Genomic DNA, 17584 nt, shown 5'->3' with positions numbered 1-17584 from the left:
CGCGTGCACGGCAACGCCCTTGAAATCCGCACGGGGCGGACTCCATGGGCGGTGTCAGGTATCAGGCGGCTTCTTTGGTGGTGGCGGTGGTCAAGATAGTCAGCAGGGTCTGGGCTTGTTCGGCAGCGTCCCGGCCAAGGCTGGTCAGGTAGCCCCCGTCCGGTTGGTCGATAAGTCCTTTCGCGTGCAGGCGCTTGGCAGCGGCGATGGCAGTGGGCGCAGCGGTCTGGTGAACTTTCAGACCTTCCTTGGTGCTGTCCAATGGGAAGAGTACAAGGATTTCCAGTTCGGCAACCAACTCAGGGGTATACGACATAAGGACTCCAGACTTTCTAAGAATTTATTAGAGGCTAGCAGGCCATAAGGTGAACGCACTTTGCCGAACTGTCCAGCGTGTTGCTGCGCCCCTGGATTATTGCTTTTCCGGAGGCAGTTCCGGCAGGGCGCGCAGTGCAGTTTCATACCATTCGGTATTGAAGGCGCGGTCTTCTTCCAGCAGCGCATCGATCTCGACAGCCAGCACATGGGCCATCAGTTGCAGGATCTCTTCACGCTCGTAACCCACCAGGGTCAATTTGTTGAACGTGGCTTTGGCCGCTGGTGGGTTTTCGCTTTCGATCTGGTTTTCGATCGCTTCGATCAGGGTGTTCTCGGCGAATTCTTCTTCGTCGTTGTCGATATCGGTCGGCTCGCTCATGGCAGGCTCCTCAAGGAAAGGGTGCCAGTCTACCCCCATTCAGGTGGGTGATGCTGCTGGCAAGGCCGGGCCCTGGGGGCTATAAAACTTGCAGCCAACCCCATTCCCGGCCTGGAGGCACCTGTAATGCTCAAGCTCTACGGATTTTCGGTCAGTAACTACTACAACATGGTCAAGCTGGCGCTGCTGGAGAAAGGGCTGCCGTTCGAAGAGGTGCCTTTTTACGCGGGCCAAACCCCGGAGGCCCTGGCGGTGAGCCCGCGAGGCAAGGTGCCGGTGCTGGGCGTGAAACAGGGTTTTATCAACGAAACCAGTGTGATCCTTGAATACATCGAGCATACCCAGGAAGGGCCAGCGCTGCTCCCGGCCGAGCCATTCCAGCGTGCACAGGTGCTGGCGCTGTGCCGGGAAATCGAGCTGTACATCGAGTTGCCTGCTCGCGCGTGTTTTGCCGAAGCGTTTTTCGGCATGCCGGTGCCGGAGGCGATCAAGGAGAAGTCCAAGGCCGAATTGTTGTTGGGTTTTGGTTCATTGGGCAGGCACGGCAAGTTCGCGCCTTATGTCGCTGGGGAGAGCTTCACGATTGCCGATTTGTATTTCATGTACAGCGTGAACCTCGCCTGCGCGGTGGGCGAGAAGCTGTTTGGGCTGGATTGGCTGGCTGAGATGCCAAAGGCCAAGGCGTTGTTGGACAGGCTGCATGCAATGCCCAATGCCCAGAAGGTGGCAGCGGACAGGGAGGCGGCGATGCCGGCGTTTATGGCGATGATTGCTGCCAAGAAATAAGCCAGCACGAGCGGATCAAGTGTGGGAGCGGGCTTGCTCGCGAAAGCGGTGGGTCCGCCAGCGCATGTAGCGACTGACACTCCGTATTCGCGAGCAAGCCCGCTCCCGCAGTTGACCGAGGTGTCTGGTGGTACTCGGTTTCCTGTGGGAGCTGGCTTGCCTGCGATGCTTTTAGCGGCTGGCGAGCAACGCCTGACCGCGCACGACGGCGGCCTTCACCTGCGCCGGCGCAGTCCCGCCAATATGGTCACGCGCATTCACCGAACCTTCCAGGGTCAGCACGGCAAACACGTCCTGCTCGATCTGATCGCTGAACTGGCGCAGTTCCTCCAGGCTCATTTCCGCCAGGTCCTTGCCGGTGTCCACGCCGTACTTCACGGCATGGCCGACGATTTCGTGGCAATCGCGGAACGGCAGGCCACGGCGCACCAGGTAGTCCGCCAGGTCGGTCGCGGTGGAGAACCCGCGCAGCGCCGCTTCACGCATGATCGCGTGCTTGGGCTTGATCGCCGGGATCATGTCGGCAAACGCGCGCAGCGAGTCGCGCAGGGTGTCGGCGGCGTCGAACAGCGGCTCCTTGTCTTCCTGGTTGTCCTTGTTGTAGGCCAGGGGTTGGCCTTTCATCAGGGTCAGCAGGCCCATCAAGGCGCCGAACACGCGGCCGCTCTTGCCACGCACCAGTTCGGGCACGTCGGGGTTTTTCTTTTGCGGCATGATCGAACTGCCGGTGCAGAAGCGGTCCGGCAGGTCGATGAACTGGAATTGCGCGCTGGTCCACAGCACCAGCTCTTCGGAGAAGCGCGACAGGTGCATCATCGCAATACTGGCGGCGGCACAGAATTCGATGGCGAAGTCACGGTCCGACACGCCGTCCAGCGAGTTGCCGCCAACGGCGTCGAAGCCCAGCAATTGTGCGGTGTACTCGCGGTCGATCGGGTAAGTGGTGCCGGCCAGAGCGGCGCTGCCCAGAGGCATGCGGTTGGCGCGCTTGCGGCAGTCCACCAGGCGCTCGTAGTCGCGGCTGAGCATTTCGAACCAGGCCAGCAGATGGTGACCGAAGGTCACCGGTTGCGCGGTCTGCAGGTGAGTAAAGCCCGGCATGATGGTGTCCGATTCACGCTCGGCCTGCTCCAGCAAACCTTTCTGCAGGCGGGTGATTTCGGACAGGATCAGGTCGATCTCGTCACGCAGCCACAGGCGGATATCAGTGGCCACCTGGTCGTTGCGGCTACGGCCGGTGTGCAGCTTCTTGCCAGTCACACCGATGCGGTCGGTGAGGCGGGCCTCGATGTTCATGTGCACGTCTTCCAGGTCGACGCGCCAGTCGAAGGTGCCGGCCTCGATCTCGCCACGGATGGTGGTCAGGCCGTCGATGATGCTATCGCGCTCGGCATCGGTCAGCACGCCGACCTTGGCCAGCATCGTCGCGTGGGCGATGGAGCCCATGATGTCGTGGCGGTACAGGCGCTGGTCGAAGGTGACGGAGGCGGTGAAGCGGGCGACGAAGGCGTCGACGGGTTCACTGAAGCGGCCGCCCCAGGACTGGTTGGTCTTGTCGGTGCTCATGGATTCGCTCGTGATCTGCTTAATAAAGAGGCATGGAAGTGTGCCGGCGATAATAACAGGGTTGCCCGTGGACGCGGTGCCGCGGGTCGTCGGCATTTTTATTTGTGCAAAGGATGGCTAAGTGCCTTGCCGCCGACCGCGTCCAGGACGAGACTGAGCGAAGGGGCTTTATTGAAACGATATTTGACGATTGAGCAATGTCGTCTCAGCGAGCGTCTACAGTTGGACTGATAGTGTGTGAATGCACCAAAGTCGGGTAATGCGGTCAGAGCCCAGACTATCCATTAAAAAAGGGGGGTATTCGGATTGTGTATCAGCAAACCCTACGACGATGCCCGAAGGCAGCAGGTCTTGGGCGCTATTGAACAGGTCCGGGTAAATATGGGTGCCACTCTCAGGGCACTTTTTGCCGCTCGCGCTAGTCTTAGCGTGGATCGCTGTGACGCAAGTCACCGCACCTGTCTACGCTATCCTTGTGCGAGACTCACGCAGGAATCCAGCGCAATATGAATGTCCTGATCGTTGATGACGAACCCCAAGCCCGCGAGCGACTGAGCCGTCTGGTCAGTGAACTCGAGGGTTACGCAGTATTAGAGCCGAGCGCCACCACGGGCGAAGAGGCATTGACGCTGATCGACAGCCTCAAGCCGGATGTGGTGTTGCTCGATATCCGTATGCCGGGCCTCGATGGCTTGCAAGTTGCGGCTCGATTGAGCGAACGAGAGTCGCCACCTGCCGTGGTGTTTTGCGCAGCCGTTGAAGAGTTTTCCGCGGAAACGCTGGAAGCCAGCGGTGTCAGCTTCCTCACCAAACCGGTGGTGGGCGACGCCTTGCTCAAGGCCCTCAAAAAGGCTGAGCGCCCAACGCGCGTCCAGCTTGCCGCCCTGACTCAGCCTGCCGCCCAAAGTGGTAACGGGCCACGCAGTCATATCAGCGCCCGTACCCGCAAAGGCATCGAACTTATCCCGCTGGGTGAAGTGGTCTATTTTATTGCCGATCACAAGTACGTGACGCTGCGTCACCAGGGCGGCGAAGTGTTGCTCGATGAGCCGCTCAAGGCGCTTGAGGATGAATTCGGCGACCGCTTCGTGCGTATCCACCGCAACGCGCTGGTGGCCCGTGAGCGCATCGAACGGTTGCAGCGCACGCCCCTGGGGCATTTCCAGCTATTCCTCAAAGGCCTTAACGGCGACGCGTTGATCGTCAGCCGACGGCATGTGGCCGGTGTGCGCAAGATGATGCAGCAGCTTTAGAACACGGACTTTAGCGAGGCCTGCATTCCATATCCCGGTGCGACGTGGCCAGGGAGGCCCCGCACTTGCTGATTCAAATCAAAGCGTATTTGCCTGAGCTGTTATTATCTGCCGTATCTATTCAGTACGGATTGATCCATGTCCTCTCGCGAAATCCGCATCGCCACCCGTAAAAGCGCCCTGGCCTTGTGGCAGGCCGAATACGTCAAAGCACGCCTGGAGCAGGCCCACCCTGGCCTGAAGGTGTCTCTGGTGCCCATGGTCAGTCGTGGCGACAAGCTGCTCGACTCGCCACTGTCGAAGATCGGCGGCAAGGGCCTGTTCGTCAAGGAACTGGAAACCGCGCTGCTGGAAAACGAAGCCGACATCGCCGTGCATTCGATGAAAGACGTACCCATGGACTTTCCTGAAGGCCTGGGCCTGTTTTGCATCTGTGAGCGTGAAGACCCGCGTGATGCCTTCGTTTCCAACACGTATGCATCGTTGGATGAGTTGCCCCTGGGCAGCATCGTCGGTACGTCGAGCCTGCGTCGCCAGGCACAGTTGCTGACTCGCCGCCCGGACCTGCAGATTCGCTTCCTGCGCGGCAACGTCAACACCCGCCTGGCGAAGCTGGACGCCGGTGAATATGACGCGATCATTCTCGCCGCCGCCGGCTTGATCCGCCTGGGCTTTGAAGACCGTATCACCTCAGCCATCAGCGTCGAGGATAGCCTTCCCGCCGGTGGACAAGGCGCCGTGGGTATCGAATGCCGCACCGCCGACAGCGAAATCCATGCCCTGCTCAAACCCCTCGATCACCACGATACCGAGGTGCGCGTCACGGCCGAGCGCGCCCTGAACAAGCACCTTAATGGTGGTTGCCAGGTGCCGATCGCCTGCTACGCCGTGCTCGAAGGTGAAAACCTTTGGTTGCGTGGCCTTGTGGGTGATCCAGAAGGCGGCACCCTGCTGACCGCCGAGGTCCGTGGTCCGCAACGTGATGCCACTGCCCTCGGTATCCAGGTGGCTGAAGCGCTGCTGGAGAAGGGCGCCGGTGCCATTCTGCAAAAAGTTTACGGCGAGGCCGGCCCGCAGTGACCGAATGGCGTGTGCTGCTGACGCGGCCTGCCGAGGAGTCGATGGCCCTGGCGGCCACGTTGTCCGATGCGGGGGTTTTCAGCAGCAGCTTGCCGTTGCTGGACATTGAGCCGCTGCCGGTCACTCCGGAACAGCAGGCTGTCTTCCATGACCTGAGCCGCTACTGCGCGGTGATCGTAGTGAGCAAGCCGGCGGCGCGACTTGCAGTCGCGCAGCTGGATCGCCCATGGCCGCAGTTGCCATGGTTCAGTGTCGGCGCCGCCACCGCGCAGGTATTGGCGGATCACGGCCTCAACGTTCACTATCCTCCCACTGGCGACGACAGCGAGGCCTTGCTTCAATTGCCTGCGTTGCGCGAGGCTATCGCACGCCCTGGTGCCCAGGTGTTGATCCTGCGAGGCGAGGGTGGTCGTGAGCTGCTGGCGGAGCGTTTGCGTGAGCAAGGTGCTAGTGTCGACTACTTGGAGTTGTATCGCCGTTTCCTGCCGGCCTACCACGCCGGGGTACTGATGCAACGCATCCAGTTGGAACGCTTGAACGGCCTGGTGGTCAGCAGTGGGCAGGGTTTTCTACACCTGCAAGCCCTGGCCGGAGCCGATTGGCCGCAAGTGGCACAGCTACCGTTGTTCGTGCCGAGCCCGCGAGTCCAGGAGATGGCGCGGGCCGCCGGTGCAGAAAAAGTTGTGGATTGTCGTGGTGCGAGTGCCGCGGCTTTGTTAGTGGCGATACGGAGCTATACCGTTCCCACTCTCTGAAACGCAAAGGACGGATACGTGAGCGAAACAGCCTTGCCTAAAGATGAAACCCAACCCGCGCTTGATGCGCCGGTTGAGTCACCGGTCACCGCGCCGCGCCGTGGCAATGGCCTGGCAATCGTCGCCCTGCTGCTCGGCGCCGCCGGTGTTGCCGCGGGCGGTTGGGGGATCTGGCAGGTCCGCGCCCTGCAGGCCAGCAGCCAACAGCAGTTGGGCCAGGTGCAGACCCTCGATGACCAGTCCCAGTCCCTCAAGCAAAGCCAGCAACAACTGGCGGCGCGCCTGGCGCAGTTGCCGGGTGCGGATGAGCTTGAGGAGCGCCGTCGTTTGGTGGCCCAGTTGCAGGGCGACCAGCAACGTCTGAGCCAGCGCCTGGAAACCGTGCTGGGCGCCAGCCGCAAGGACTGGCGTCTGGCCGAGGCCGAACACTTGATTCGCCTGGCGAGCCTGCGTCTGTCTGCCCTGCAGGACATCAACAGTGCGCAGGCGCTGGTACAGGGTGCCGACGAGATTCTTCGCGAACAAAGCGATCCCGGCTCCTACGCTGCCCGCGAGCAATTGGCCAAGAGCCTTGCCGCGCTGCGCAGCACCGAGCAGCCGGACCGCACCGGGCTGTACCTGCAATTGGCGGCCTTGCGCGACCAGGTCGTGCAGTTGGCGGCCATCGCCCCCGAATATCAGTTGACCGAGCCGGCTTCCCAAGGGCGCCCGACCACGGACACCGAAAGCCGCTGGAGCCAATGGTGGGAGCAGCTTTCCCGCTACTTCCGCATCGACTTCAACCCGGACGACAACATTCGTCCGCTGCTGGCCGGCCAAGGCTTGAACCAGGTGCGCTTGGCCCTGAGCCTGGCCCTGGAGCAAGCACAATGGGCTGCGCTCAATGGTGAGTCGGCGGTCTACAGCCGCTCCCTGGGCGAAGCGCGTAGCGTCTTGCAGGACAACTTCAACCAGGACAACCCGCAGAGCAAGGCGATGCTGGCACGTATCGCCGAGCTTGAGCCCAAGGCGGTGTCGGTAGTGACGCCGGACCTGGCTGCGAGCCTGGCGGCTGTGCAGGCGTACCTTGAGCGGCGTCATCTGTCTGCCGACGAAGCCAAGGCGGCGGCGACGCCGGCGAAGCAGGAGTAGAGCCGATGAAACGTTTCTATGTGATCCTGGTGCTGGCGATTGCCATCGCGCTGGCACTGGCGGTGGGCATTTCGAAACACACTGGCTACGTGTTGGTCACCTATCCGCACGTGCTGCATTACGAGTCGAGCCTGTGGGCGACCGTGGTGGCGGTGTTTGCCATCGGTTTGGCGATCTATCTGATCCGCGTGTTGCTGAGCCTGGTCACCACTTCCGGTGGCGTGGTCAACCCGTGGTCGCGGCGCAACCGCAGCCGCCGCGTGCAGATCGCCATCGAACAAGGCCAGATGGACCTCGCCGAAGGCCGCTGGGCCAGCGCCGAGCGTCACCTGCACCGCGCTGCCGAAGCCGAGCGTCAGCCACTGCTGTACTACCTCGGCGCAGCCCGTGCTGCCAATGAGCAGGGGCGCTACGAAGAGTCCGATGGTTTGCTGGAGCGTGCCCTGGAGCGTCAGCCTCAGGCCGAGCTGGCGGTTGCCTTGAGCCATGCCCAGCTGCAACTGGACCGTGGTGATACGGAGGGGGCGCTGACCACCTTGCAGGCGATGCACGAACGCCATCCCCATAATGCGCAGGTGCTGCGCCAATTGCAGCGCTTGCATCAGCAGCGGGGCGATTGGTCATCGGTGATCCGCCTGTTGCCGGAATTGCGCAAGGATAAAGTCTTGCCCGCCAGTGAACTGGCCGAGCTTGAGCGTCGTGCGTGGGGCGAGAACCTCAGCCTCGCAGCCCAACGCGGAGAACAGGGCGAGGCCGGCTTGCAGTCTCTTGAACGGGCTTGGCAACAACTGACGTCCGCTCAGCGTCAGGAGCCGCAATTGGTCCTGGCTTACGCCGAGCAATTGCGCCAACTGGGCGCCGACGCCAAGGCTGAGGAAGCACTGCGTGCCGCGATCAAGCGTGGTTACGACAGCCACCTGATCCGGCTGTACGGTCTGTTGCGTGGCAGCGATCCGGCCCGGCAGCTGAAGTTTGCCGAAGGTTGGCTGAAGGATCATCCTGGCGATGCCAGCCTGCTGCTGACGTTGGGCCGTCTGTGCCTGCAAAACAGTTTGTGGGGCAAGGCGCGGGATTATCTGGAAAGCAGCCTGCAGGTGCAGCGCAACCCTGAGGCCTGTGCCGAGCTGGCCCGCTTGTTGGCCCAACTGGGTGATACCGAGCGCAGTAACCAATTGTTCCAGGAAGGGCTGGGGTTGCTGGATAACCGTTTGCTGGCTTCACCGCTACCCGTCCCGGCCCGGGTTTGAGGTAGGAAGACAGGCGAGGGTTGGCTCGAATAGTTCTGGCAGCCAAACCCTCAGAACCTCGGAAAGCGGTTATCAGCGCGATTGTGGGCAAAGTCCGACGCTCTGTTGTCCAAAGTCTTCCATCTTCTGGCGGGATCTCCTTACCCTCTCGCGGAATCGTCTGATCCTGCATGTATTGAAAGCGGTCAGGCCTTTCCTCTACCGTAGCGACCTATCTTTCGCGATGCGGATAAAGCATGTCTTTGGCCCCTTCACGCTCCTTGTTTTTCCTGGCGTTCCTGGCGGGTGCGCTGACATTGGGCGCCTCGTTTTACCTCGAGTTCGGGGTGTCGTTGCGTCCTTGCTTCCTGTGTCAGATGCAACGGGGTTTCCTGGCCGGTTTTACATTGGTCAATCTGGTCGCCGCCCTCCATAACCCCAAGCGCTCGGTTATCTACCTGTATGGGCTGGCGAGCATGGGCTTCGCACTGCTGGGTGCCATTACCGCCGTACGCCAGGTACTGCTGCAAAACGCCGCACCGGGACAGTCGGCTGATTGCTGGCCCAGCCTGCATTACATGATCGAAAACCTGTCGTTTTGGCAGGCTCTGCAATTGACCGTCAAAGGCACCGTCGACTGCGTTGAGATCAACTGGACGCTGTTTGACTTGAGCCTGCCGGAGTGGAGCCTGCTGTTCTTCATTGGGATGTTGATACTGGGCGTCATGCAATTTTCACAGCTGTTTTTGAGCCAACGTTTGCGCCTGGCGAGGCGCTGATATCGGGTTGCAGTTTGTAGGACGGGATTAAACACTTGTATGAACTTTCTCTCCTGCGTACCTTGAAGCCATAGTCATGCGGGCATAATCTGGCCCGCACGTATTGTTGAAACCGTTTGTCAGATGCGGCCTTGTCCGGCTGCTGCTTTATCCTTGAAGTGTTGCGCGGGCACCAGGCGGCAGCGCCCCTATTAGGGAAGAGAGATCATCATGCTGGAAAGTTGTCAGAATGCTCAGGAACGCTGGGGTGGGGTGCACAAGCTGATCGACAGCTGGTTGAAGGCACGTCACGAACTGGTTCGGGCCTTTGATGCTCTTGGCGCCAAGCCTGAAGCACTGGCCGAGAACCGTGAACCGTTGCAGGACTTTTGTGGTGTGTTGGTGGACTACGTGTCAGCCGGCCATTTCGGTGTCTACGAGCAACTGACCAAGGAGGCGGAGGCCTTCGACGATCAGCGTGGCCTGGATTTGGCGGAGACCATCTACCCGCGTATCGATGTCATCACCGAGAAGCTGCTGGAGTTCACCGACCTGTGTGATGCCGGTAACTGCGTGGCGGATAAATTCAAGGAATTGGGCGCGTTGCTTCACGAGCGATTTGAACTCGAAGACTGCTTGATCGAAGTGCTGCACAACGCCCACAAGGAAGAGTCTGCTACTCAAGCTTGATCCACGACGGCGGTACAAAAAACGGTGCGCATGGCGCACCGTTTTTTATTGCCTCAGTGTCGGGTACCGAGCAATTCGATCTCGAACACCAGGGGTGTATAGGGCGGAATCAATTCGCCGGCACCGTCGGCGCCATAGGCCTGGGCTGATGGAATCACCAGGCGCCATTTGGCGCCCACCGGCATCTGTTGCAACGCGCTGCTCCAACCGCTGATCACACTGTCCAGGCGAAACCATTGAGGTTGCGCGCTCTGGTCGAACACCGTCCCATCGGGTAGCCGTCCCACGTACTTCACTTGAACCTGGTCGCTGGCCTTCGGTTTGTCGCCAGTGCCTGGGGTGAGTTCGGTGAGCAGGACACCATCCGCCAATTCGCGCACACCTTTTGCGGCTTTTTCTTTGCTCAGGAATTGTTGTTCGGCCGCGAGCGCTTTTTCGCTCTGAGGCGCCTGCGCATCAGCTTCGTTTTGTGCTTCGTGCTGGGCCAGAATCTGTTCGATGCGTGCGTTGTCCAGCGCCAGGGGTTTGCCTTGATAGGCTTGCTTGAGGCCGTCGATCAGCGCCTGGATCTGCAGGTCGGGAACCTCCTGGCGCAAGCGTTCACCGAGGCTGGCACCCAGGCTGTAGGCGAGGTCGTGCTGGTTCTGGTCGGTGTTTTTTACCGGCGATTGTTCGCTCGCATTGGCCACCGAAATTGCCAGGCCGAGCACAAGAAAAAGGTAACGCGACATGGGCATCCTCCCGCCGAAAGTGCGACGGATTATGCCAGTGCGGTGACGTAAAAAGTGCCGCGTATTTTCGTTATATCGATAAGAATTTTCTCACGGTGCAACGCAAGGCAAACGATACTGTCAACATGCCCTAGCGGCGGTAAGAGCAGAGGGCTAGTATGAGCCGCACCCACGTCAGCCAGGAGGTAAACCATGTCGGCCAAACAGAAGCCTGTTAATACCCCGTTGCATTTACTCCAACAACTCTCGGGCAGCTTGCTCGAGCATCTGGAAAGCGCCTGTTCCCAAGCGTTGGCCGATGCAGAAAAACTGCTCGCCAAGCTGGAAAAACAACGCGGTAAAGCGCAAGAAAAGCTGCACAAATCCCGCACCAAACTGCAAGACGCCGCTACTGCCGGCAAGGCCAAGGCACAAGCCAAAGCCAAAGACGCTGTCAAAGAACTTGAGGATCTGCTGGACGCCCTCAAGGATCGCCAAGCTGAAACCCGCGCCTACATTTCCCAATTGAAAAAAGATGCCCAGGAAAGCCTGAAACTGGCTCAGGGCGTTGGTCGTGTGAAGGAAGCCGTGGCTAAGGTGTTGGGCGCTCGTACCCCAGCCAAAGCTGTTGCAGCGAGCGCGGCGAAGAAGCCGGCGAGCAAAACTGTTGCTGCCAAGGCACCCGCTAAAGCTGTAACAAAACCTGCTGCAAAACCAGCCGCCAAGCCAGCTGCTAAAACCGCTGCTGCAAAACCAGCCGCCAAGCCAGCTGCTAAAACCGCTGCTGCAAAACCAGCCGCCAAGCCAGCTGCTAAAACCGCTGCTGCAAAACCAGCCGCCAAGCCAGCTGCTAAAACCGCTGCTGCAAAACCAGCCGCCAAGCCGGCTGCTAAAACCGCTGCTGCAAAACCAGCCGCCAAGCCGGCTGCTAAAACCGCTGCTGCAAAACCAGCCGCCAAGCCGGCTGCTAAAACCGCTGCTGCAAAACCAGCCGCCAAGCCGGCTGCTAAAACCGCTGCTGCAAAACCAGCCGCCAAGCCAGCTGCTAAAACCGCTGCTGCAAAACCAGCCGCCAAGCCAGCGGCTAAACCTGCTGCTGCGAAACCAACCGCCAAGCCAGCGGCTAAACCTGCTGCTGCGAAACCAGCCGCCAAGCCAGCGGCTAAACCTGCTGCTGCGAAACCAGGCGCTAAGCCAGCCGCTAAACCTGCTGCTGCCAAGCCAGCAACACCTGCTGCCGCCCCGGCTGCATCCACCGCTCCAACTGCCCCGGCCAGCAGCACGCCTGCCCCGGTAGCGCCAAGCACCACCCCAACTAGCGCTTCCTAAGTACTGGTGGCCACGACGCGCAGCTGTTGCAGCGCGTCGTGGTCAAGGTTGGCGGCATCCTCAGCCGCCAGTCCTTCCAGCCACCCTCGCCGGTCCCCCGCATCGCCAGTCGGCCACGTTTGAGCCAACGCTTCCAGGCGTGCCAGCAACTGCCGTTCGGCGTCTAGCTCCAGGGCCTTGACCCGCTCGCGTAACCCCGCCAACTCCTCATCCTGCTGCGCCATGGCGCGCCATTGCATGCGCACCTGTCGTAACGGTTTGATTACGTGTGTCTGCCAAGGCCCGGCGATCTGTTTCAGCGCCTGCATGCGCTCGGCGGTCGCTGCCACCGCGCGCTGCTCCAGCCACGCACCACATAGCAACAGGCACACGTCCGCACCTTGCTCCTGCAAACGCAGGCAAGCGGACTCGCACCCTGAGCGGGCGTAAGTCGAAAGGGCAAAGCTCCACAGGTCAGCGCACATATTCACACCCAAGCCAGCGGCCAACGAAGCTGGTAGACTCCGCCGCCATTATGATCCGACTTCAAAGCCTAACATTACAGCGTGGCCCGCAACGTCTTCTCGAAGACGCCGAGCTGACCCTGCACGCCGGTCACAAAGCCGGCCTGATCGGTGCCAACGGCGCCGGCAAATCCACGTTGTTCGCCCTGTTGCTGGGTGAGCTGACCCCGGATTCCGGGGACTGCTTGCTGCCGGCCGACTGGCGCATCGCCCATATGCGCCAGGAGATCGACACCCTCGACCGTATTGCAATCGACTACGTGCTCGACGGCGACCTGCGCCTGCGTCAGGTGCAACACGACCTGGCCGAGGCCGAGAAAGCCCAGGACGGCGCCGCACAGGCGCGCCTGCACTCGGAACTCGACAGCGCCGACGGCTACACGGCTGACGCCCGGGCGCGCAAAATGCTCGCCGGCCTGGGCTTTACCAACGAACAGATGGACCGCCCCGTCGCCGATTTCTCCGGCGGCTGGCGCATGCGCCTGAACCTGGCGCAGGCGTTGATGTGCCCGTCCGACCTGCTGCTGCTCGACGAACCGACCAACCACTTGGACCTCGACGCGATCCTGTGGCTGGAAGACTTCCTCAAGAACTATCAGGGTACTTTGCTGCTGATTTCCCACGACCGGGATTTCCTCGATGCCGTGGTCGATAACATCGCCCACGTCGAACAGAAGAAAATCACCCTCTACCGTGGCGGCTACACCGCGTTCGAACGCGCCCGCGCCGAACGCCTGGCCCAGCAGCAACAGGCTTACGAGAAACAGCAGGCGCAACGTGCGCACATGGAAAGCTACATCGCCCGCTTCAAGGCCCAGGCCACCAAGGCCCGCCAGGCCCAAAGCCGGATCAAGGCCCTTGAGCGCATGGAAGAGCTGTCGGCGGCCCACGTCGACTCACCGTTCGACTTCGTGTTCCGTGAGTCGGTGAAGATCTCAAGCCCGTTGCTGGATCTTTCCGATGCGCGTCTGGGCTACGGCGACAAGACCATCCTGGAAAAAGTGAAACTGCAGCTCACGCCGGGTGCGCGTATCGGTTTGCTCGGCCCCAACGGCGCGGGCAAGTCGACGCTGATCAAGAACCTATCAGGCGAGCTGTCGCCATTGGCTGGGCGTCTGACCCGTGGCGAGAACACGGTGGTGGGTTACTTTGCCCAGCATCAGTTGGACTCGCTGGACGCCAAGGCCAGCCCGTTGCTGCACCTGCAGCGCCTGGCGCCGACCGAGCGCGAGCAGACCTTGCGCGACTTCCTCGGTGGTTTCGACTTCCGTGGCGCGCGTATCGACGAGCCGGTGCTGAACTTCTCCGGCGGCGAAAAAGCCCGCTTGGCCCTGGCGCTGATCGCCTGGGACCGCCCGAACCTGCTGCTGCTCGATGAACCGACCAACCACCTGGACCTGGAAATGCGCCTGGCGCTGACCATGGCCCTGCAGGAATTCAGCGGTGCGGTACTGGTGGTGTCTCACGACCGCCACCTGCTCAAGAGCACCACCGACAACTTCCTGCTGGTGGCGGATGGCAAAGTCGAAGAGTTCGATGGCGACCTGGATGACTACGCGCGCTGGCTGACGGATTACCGCCTGCGCAACGCGCCGGTCAGTAACACCCCGGTCAACCCGGACAAGACCGACAAAAAAGCCCAGCGCCAGGCCGCCGCCGCACTGCGTCAGCAGTTGGCGCCGCATAAGCGTGAAGCCGATAAGTTGGAAGTCGAGCTGGGCAAGGTGCACGAGCGCCTGGCCAAGATCGAAACTAGCCTGGGCGACAGCGCCGTCTACGAAGCTGCCCGCAAGGACGAACTGCGCGACCTGCTGGCCGAACAGGCCAAGCTCAAGGTGCGTGAAGGGCAATTGGAGGAGACCTGGATGGAAGCCCTCGAATTGCTCGAAACCCTGCAAGCGCAGCTGGAGGCGCTGTCCTGATGGAGGCGTTGCAACTGCCGATCCCGACGCAGTGGGTCGAACCCGTATGGGTCGGTGTGCAAATCCTGTTGATCCTGCTGGCCGGCTACCTCGCCCAGCGGTTCGTGGCCAAAGGCCTGACTCGCCTGGGGGAGCGCTACCCGTTCCCGCCGCAACTGCTGATGCCACTGCGCGGTGGCCTGCGCTGGCTGATCATGGGCAGTGCGTTGATCTTTGTGCTGGGCCGCCTGGGAGTGTCCGCCACGGTGCTGTGGACGGCGCTTTCCGGGTTTGTCGCGGTGGCCGCCGTGGCGTTCTTCGCCATGTGGTCGGTGTTGTCCAACCTGCTGTGCGCCATTCTGATCTTCACCGTCGGACCTTTCCGCCTGGGTGATATCGTCGAACTGGTGGATACCGTCGACAAACCGGGCGTGAAGGGCAGGGTCGTGGCGATCAACCTGCTCTACACCACGCTGGTCGAAGTGGCCGAGGCCGGTACCGACAGCGCGATGGTGCAGGTGCCTAACAGCCTGTTCTTCCAGCGCTCTGTGCGCCGTTGGCCAGGTACCCATGTCTTTCCGGGCGACCGCTAGTATTCACATCCTGTAAAAATCTATAGCCATCCTTTGGTCGGCGGAGTTAGCTTAGGGCACAACAGCAAACTCCCTCCTGAGGTGTGTAATGGCACTCGATACGTGGCTGGCCTTTTTCCTGGCCAGTTGGATCATCTCCCTTTCCCCTGGCGCTGGCGCCATCGCCTCGATGTCCAGCGGCCTGCAATACGGTTTCCTGCGTGGTTACTGGAATGCCATCGGCCTGCAACTGGGCCTGGCGATGCAGATTGCCGTGGTCGCCTGCGGCCTGGGTGCCATTCTGGCGACATCCTCCACCGCCTTCTATGCGATCAAATGGTTTGGCGTGGCGTACCTGGTGTACCTGGCCATCAAGCAATGGCGTGCCTTGCCCATGGACATGACCGATGATGCGGCCGTGCGCCCGATCGGCAAGCCGATGGCGATGATGTTCCGTGGCTTCCTGGTCAACGCCAGCAACCCCAAGGCCCTGGTGTTCATGCTGGCGGTGCTGCCGCAGTTCGTGAACCCGCAGGCGCCGCTGCTGATCCAGTACCTGATTCTGGGTGCGACGATGATCTGCGTCGATATGGTGGTGATGGCGGGGTATACGGGACTGGCGTCGAAGGTGTTGCGTCTGTTGCGTACGCCTAAGCAGCAGAAGCGGATGAACCGTACGTTTGCTGGGTTGTTTGTGGGCGCTGCGGGCTTCCTCGCCAGCTTGCATCGTGCCACGGCATAACTGACAACACCGGATTAAAAAATGTGGGAGTGGGCTTGCCCCCCGATGGCGGTGTGTCAGTCAGCTAACGTGTAGCTGACCCACTGCTATCGGGGGCAAGCCCCCTCCCACATTAGTTTTGCGGTGTTTGTGAATAGGACGTCAGCGCAAGATCTTCGGCGCTTCATCCCTTGGCAGGTTATTGCGCAACGCAGGCTTGCCCGGGTCTTGATACCCGCCACCCAGTTGCTCTGCCAACTGCCGCGCCACATCCTCACCCAGCGCTTTCGACACTTCCTTCACCACCCGCGGCCGGTTCAGGCTGACGCGTACATCGCGGCTGTTCACCAGCTTGGTGTCCTGGCCTTCACCCATGGCGGTAAACGCCGAGGTGATCTCGTAGGTGCGTGTATTGATCAGGCTGAAATCCGCCACCAGCGTCAGGCCCAGCACCGCCGAGTAGCTGTTGGTGTGGTCCAGGGCGTTGATTTCCTGGGTGAAGTCGATGTCTGACAGCGTGCCGAACAGCACGTAGTCCGCCCCCTTGAAGTGACCGGCCTTGATGCGCTTGATCACGTCGTAGACGTCATCCTTGGCGTCGGCGGTGTAAGGCGTGCCTTGCACCAGTTGGAACTGTCGGGACTTGAGGATCTCGCCCTTGATATCACCGCTGAATTTACGCAGCTCGGTCTGTTCGATGTAGCTGGTGCGGCTCTCGTACTCGCTGTAGTTCGAGGCACCGCTGGCGTGGTAGGCGCTGGCCTGGAAGTTGTTGCTCGCCGACACTTGGTGAATGTATTCCTCGACCCGCGCCTCGTAGGCCAGGTCAGTCACCGCTATCTTCGGGGCGGCCGAGGCGCCAAAGGCGCACAGCAGGCCGATCATGCCGATCCATGCACGCATTGCTTAGCGCTCCGTGGTCTTGCGGATTTCTTTTTCGTCCATCCATTCGGCCAGGCCGCTCTCGACGTCGATCAGTTGCAGGCTGAATTTGTAGAACACGTCCTTGTAGTCCGAGCTGCGCTTGACGATGGAGCTGATGGAGCCTTCCAGGCGGTACTTGGCGGCGACCATGTTGCCGGTCTTGCTCACGGTGGACTTCTTGTACAGGCCGCTCTGGTTCTGCAGCTTGAGCTGGTCGACCTGGCTTTGCATGTCGGTGTTGTCGCTGGCGAAGCGTGCGGTGCCGGTCTTCATCAGCTGGGTCTTGATCGACGTGGTGATCTCGCGGGTATCGATGTACTCGCTGGTCTTGTTCTTCACGTCATACACCTGCACCACCGGGCGACCCTGCAGGATGCCGGACTGGGCCAGGGAGCGGGTCATGCTTTCGGCGATCATCTGCAGGTCGGTGGAGCCGAACTCGTTGGTTACCAGTTCCACGGCCTTGGTATCGCCGTAGCTGATGTTCTTACCGCCCAGTACCGGCGAAGTGTTGGAGCAACCGCTGGCCAGGACGGCAACGATGGCAAGGATCGAGAAGCGTGCAAACATGGGGAAATCTCTCAGCAGCAAAGAAGGACGGCTCAAGGGGTTTTCACTTCAAGACGGAAGTCCGCCGCCTGCGGCAAATTGGCAATCGCCGGCAGGAAGGTCGCCTGGTTGGCGTACAGGTTCAGCACTTTCCAGGTCTCTTCATCGCCCACTGGGAAACCATCGGCACCTAGCCAGGCAAAGCGGTAGTACATCATCTGGTTGCTGCTGGTGATGTTGCTCAACTGCACCTTGGCGGTCAGGAAACCGTTCTCGCGCGCAACGCGGATGGCACCGACAGCGATGCCTTTGAACTTGCCCATCACCACGATTTTGCTCGCGGCGCTACCGGGCTCCGGCGGTGGCGGGGTGGCGCAGCCGGCCAGCAGGACCAGCGCCAGGGCGCCGAGGATGAAATGACGCATAGCGTGCT

Annotated in this window: 20 protein-coding genes; 12 read left to right on the top strand and 8 right to left on the bottom strand. The window is 61.0% G+C overall.

The genetic code is table 11. From position 1 onward, the window contains the following. Positions 1-61 precede the first annotated feature (61 nt). Together ACZ445_RS29230 and ACZ445_RS29225 are read right to left on the bottom strand one after the other, a co-directional pair. Positions 62-316 carry a TIGR02647 family protein gene (locus ACZ445_RS29230; protein WP_010207442.1) on the bottom strand — a complete coding sequence of 85 codons (255 nt, stop codon included), beginning with the start codon at positions 314-316 and terminating at the stop codon, positions 62-64. Positions 317-412: 96 nt separating this feature from the next. Further along, a complete protein-coding gene (locus tag ACZ445_RS29225) occupies positions 413-697 on the bottom strand; it encodes a hypothetical protein (RefSeq protein WP_058424213.1) in 285 nt (94 codons plus the stop codon). A gap of 126 nt (positions 698-823) precedes the next feature. Here ACZ445_RS29225 and ACZ445_RS29220 point away from each other — a divergent pair, with 126 nt between their 5' ends. Further along, positions 824-1483, top strand: a complete 660-nt coding sequence (locus tag ACZ445_RS29220; protein WP_033897504.1) for a glutathione S-transferase family protein — start codon at positions 824-826, stop codon at positions 1481-1483. A gap of 171 nt (positions 1484-1654) precedes the next feature. Here ACZ445_RS29220 and argH read toward each other — a convergent pair whose 3' ends face one another. Beyond that, a complete protein-coding gene (gene argH / locus ACZ445_RS29215; RefSeq protein ID WP_058424211.1) occupies positions 1655-3049 on the bottom strand; it encodes an argininosuccinate lyase in 1395 nt (464 codons plus the stop codon). Between the two features lie 506 nt (positions 3050-3555). Here argH and ACZ445_RS29210 point away from each other — a divergent pair. From ACZ445_RS29210 to ACZ445_RS29180, 7 genes are all read left to right on the top strand, one after another. Then, the gene (locus ACZ445_RS29210) at positions 3556-4302 is read left to right on the top strand and encodes a LytR/AlgR family response regulator transcription factor (protein ID WP_058424210.1); all 747 of its coding nucleotides are present in this window, start codon (positions 3556-3558) and stop codon (positions 4300-4302) included. 138 nt (positions 4303-4440) lie between these two features. Beyond that, positions 4441-5382 (top strand): hydroxymethylbilane synthase, encoded by a 942-nt coding sequence (gene hemC / locus ACZ445_RS29205; RefSeq protein ID WP_058424209.1) that lies wholly within the window; start codon positions 4441-4443, stop codon positions 5380-5382. Next, positions 5379-6137, top strand: a complete 759-nt coding sequence (locus ACZ445_RS29200) for a uroporphyrinogen-III synthase (RefSeq protein ID WP_058424208.1) — start codon at positions 5379-5381, stop codon at positions 6135-6137. The genes hemC and ACZ445_RS29200 overlap by 4 nt, the downstream gene beginning before the upstream one ends. Positions 6138-6155: 18 nt before the next feature. Further along, complete coding sequence (locus ACZ445_RS29195; RefSeq protein WP_058424207.1) at positions 6156-7268, top strand: uroporphyrinogen-III C-methyltransferase; 1113 nt, start codon at positions 6156-6158, stop codon at positions 7266-7268. A gap of 5 nt (positions 7269-7273) precedes the next feature. Further along, the gene (locus tag ACZ445_RS29190) at positions 7274-8515 is read left to right on the top strand and encodes a heme biosynthesis protein HemY (protein ID WP_058424206.1); all 1242 of its coding nucleotides are present in this window, start codon (positions 7274-7276) and stop codon (positions 8513-8515) included. Between the two features lie 236 nt (positions 8516-8751). Then, positions 8752-9273, top strand: a complete 522-nt coding sequence (locus ACZ445_RS29185; RefSeq protein WP_058424205.1) for a disulfide bond formation protein B — start codon at positions 8752-8754, stop codon at positions 9271-9273. A 210-nt stretch (positions 9274-9483) separates the two neighbouring features. Beyond that, positions 9484-9942 carry an Rsd/AlgQ family anti-sigma factor gene (locus ACZ445_RS29180; RefSeq protein WP_058424204.1) on the top strand — a complete coding sequence of 153 codons (459 nt, stop codon included), beginning with the start codon at positions 9484-9486 and terminating at the stop codon, positions 9940-9942. Positions 9943-9995: 53 nt separating this feature from the next. Here the strand turns inward: ACZ445_RS29180 and ACZ445_RS29175 are convergent, their stop codons facing one another. Then, positions 9996-10673: an FKBP-type peptidyl-prolyl cis-trans isomerase gene (locus ACZ445_RS29175; RefSeq protein ID WP_058424203.1), complete on the bottom strand. Its 678-nt coding sequence runs from the start codon at positions 10671-10673 to the stop codon at positions 9996-9998. A gap of 192 nt (positions 10674-10865) precedes the next feature. On the opposite strand from ACZ445_RS29175, the gene ACZ445_RS29170 reads away from it, so the two are divergent. Then, positions 10866-11981, top strand: coding sequence for an AlgP family protein (locus tag ACZ445_RS29170; protein ID WP_464693859.1), 1116 nt, complete (start codon positions 10866-10868; stop codon positions 11979-11981). Here ACZ445_RS29170 and ACZ445_RS29165 read toward each other — a convergent pair. Then, on the bottom strand, positions 11978-12445 hold the full coding sequence (locus ACZ445_RS29165) for a TIGR02444 family protein (RefSeq protein WP_058426427.1): 468 nt from the start codon (positions 12443-12445) through the stop codon (positions 11978-11980). The two genes, ACZ445_RS29170 and ACZ445_RS29165, sit on opposite strands and share 4 nt — an antisense overlap. A 50-nt stretch (positions 12446-12495) precedes the next feature. Here ACZ445_RS29165 and ACZ445_RS29160 point away from each other — a divergent pair, with 50 nt between their 5' ends. The 3 genes from ACZ445_RS29160 (at position 12496) to ACZ445_RS29150 (ending at position 15699) form a co-directional block, all read left to right on the top strand. Further along, positions 12496-14406 (top strand): ATP-binding cassette domain-containing protein, encoded by a 1911-nt coding sequence (locus ACZ445_RS29160; RefSeq protein ID WP_179040878.1) that lies wholly within the window; start codon positions 12496-12498, stop codon positions 14404-14406. After that, positions 14406-14978 carry a mechanosensitive ion channel family protein gene (locus tag ACZ445_RS29155; protein WP_028618427.1) on the top strand — a complete coding sequence of 191 codons (573 nt, stop codon included), beginning with the start codon at positions 14406-14408 and terminating at the stop codon, positions 14976-14978. The genes ACZ445_RS29160 and ACZ445_RS29155 overlap by 1 nt, the downstream gene beginning before the upstream one ends. Before the next feature lie 88 nt (positions 14979-15066). Beyond that, entirely contained in the window at positions 15067-15699 is a 633-nt protein-coding gene (locus ACZ445_RS29150) for a LysE family transporter (protein WP_028618426.1), read from the top strand. A 141-nt stretch (positions 15700-15840) separates the two neighbouring features. Here the strand turns inward: ACZ445_RS29150 and ACZ445_RS29145 are convergent, their stop codons facing one another. From ACZ445_RS29145 to ACZ445_RS29135, 3 genes are read right to left on the bottom strand one after another with little or no spacing between them, the layout of a single operon-like run. Further along, on the bottom strand, positions 15841-16581 hold the full coding sequence (locus ACZ445_RS29145; protein WP_058426429.1) for a hypothetical protein: 741 nt from the start codon (positions 16579-16581) through the stop codon (positions 15841-15843). Between the two features lie 3 nt (positions 16582-16584). Continuing rightward, on the bottom strand, positions 16585-17172 hold the full coding sequence (gene lpoB, locus ACZ445_RS29140) for a penicillin-binding protein activator LpoB (protein ID WP_058426430.1): 588 nt from the start codon (positions 17170-17172) through the stop codon (positions 16585-16587). Positions 17173-17204: 32 nt separating this feature from the next. Further along, positions 17205-17576, bottom strand: coding sequence for a YcfL family putative periplasmic lipoprotein (locus ACZ445_RS29135; RefSeq protein ID WP_008439304.1), 372 nt, complete (start codon positions 17574-17576; stop codon positions 17205-17207). Positions 17577-17584 lie beyond the last annotated feature (8 nt).

This window comes from Pseudomonas allii (assembly GCF_055380095.1).
Note: the sequence above shows the minus strand (reverse complement) of the source record. Positions and strands in the feature narration are given on the sequence as shown.

Bases quoted from the DNA above. Each gene is read 5' to 3' on its own strand.
- ACZ445_RS29230 (WP_010207442.1), bottom strand. From the start codon at position 316: ATGTCGTATACCCCTGAGTTGGTTGCCGAACTGGAAATCCTTGTACTC.
- ACZ445_RS29225 (WP_058424213.1), bottom strand. From the start codon at position 697: ATGAGCGAGCCGACCGATATCGACAACGACGAAGAAGAATTCGCCGAG.
- ACZ445_RS29220 (WP_033897504.1), top strand. From the start codon at position 824: ATGCTCAAGCTCTACGGATTTTCGGTCAGTAACTACTACAACATGGTC.
- argH (WP_058424211.1), bottom strand. From the start codon at position 3,049: ATGAGCACCGACAAGACCAACCAGTCCTGGGGCGGCCGCTTCAGTGAA.
- ACZ445_RS29210 (WP_058424210.1), top strand. From the start codon at position 3,556: ATGAATGTCCTGATCGTTGATGACGAACCCCAAGCCCGCGAGCGACTG.
- hemC (WP_058424209.1), top strand. From the start codon at position 4,441: ATGTCCTCTCGCGAAATCCGCATCGCCACCCGTAAAAGCGCCCTGGCC.
- ACZ445_RS29190 (WP_058424206.1), top strand. From the start codon at position 7,274: ATGAAACGTTTCTATGTGATCCTGGTGCTGGCGATTGCCATCGCGCTG.
- ACZ445_RS29185 (WP_058424205.1), top strand. From the start codon at position 8,752: ATGTCTTTGGCCCCTTCACGCTCCTTGTTTTTCCTGGCGTTCCTGGCG.
- ACZ445_RS29180 (WP_058424204.1), top strand. From the start codon at position 9,484: ATGCTGGAAAGTTGTCAGAATGCTCAGGAACGCTGGGGTGGGGTGCAC.
- ACZ445_RS29175 (WP_058424203.1), bottom strand. From the start codon at position 10,673: ATGTCGCGTTACCTTTTTCTTGTGCTCGGCCTGGCAATTTCGGTGGCC.
- ACZ445_RS29170 (WP_464693859.1), top strand. From the start codon at position 10,866: ATGTCGGCCAAACAGAAGCCTGTTAATACCCCGTTGCATTTACTCCAA.
- ACZ445_RS29165 (WP_058426427.1), bottom strand. From the start codon at position 12,445: ATGTGCGCTGACCTGTGGAGCTTTGCCCTTTCGACTTACGCCCGCTCA.
- ACZ445_RS29160 (WP_179040878.1), top strand. From the start codon at position 12,496: ATGATCCGACTTCAAAGCCTAACATTACAGCGTGGCCCGCAACGTCTT.
- ACZ445_RS29155 (WP_028618427.1), top strand. From the start codon at position 14,406: ATGGAGGCGTTGCAACTGCCGATCCCGACGCAGTGGGTCGAACCCGTA.
- ACZ445_RS29150 (WP_028618426.1), top strand. From the start codon at position 15,067: ATGGCACTCGATACGTGGCTGGCCTTTTTCCTGGCCAGTTGGATCATC.
- ACZ445_RS29145 (WP_058426429.1), bottom strand. From the start codon at position 16,581: ATGCGTGCATGGATCGGCATGATCGGCCTGCTGTGCGCCTTTGGCGCC.
- lpoB (WP_058426430.1), bottom strand. From the start codon at position 17,172: ATGTTTGCACGCTTCTCGATCCTTGCCATCGTTGCCGTCCTGGCCAGC.
- ACZ445_RS29135 (WP_008439304.1), bottom strand. From the start codon at position 17,576: ATGCGTCATTTCATCCTCGGCGCCCTGGCGCTGGTCCTGCTGGCCGGC.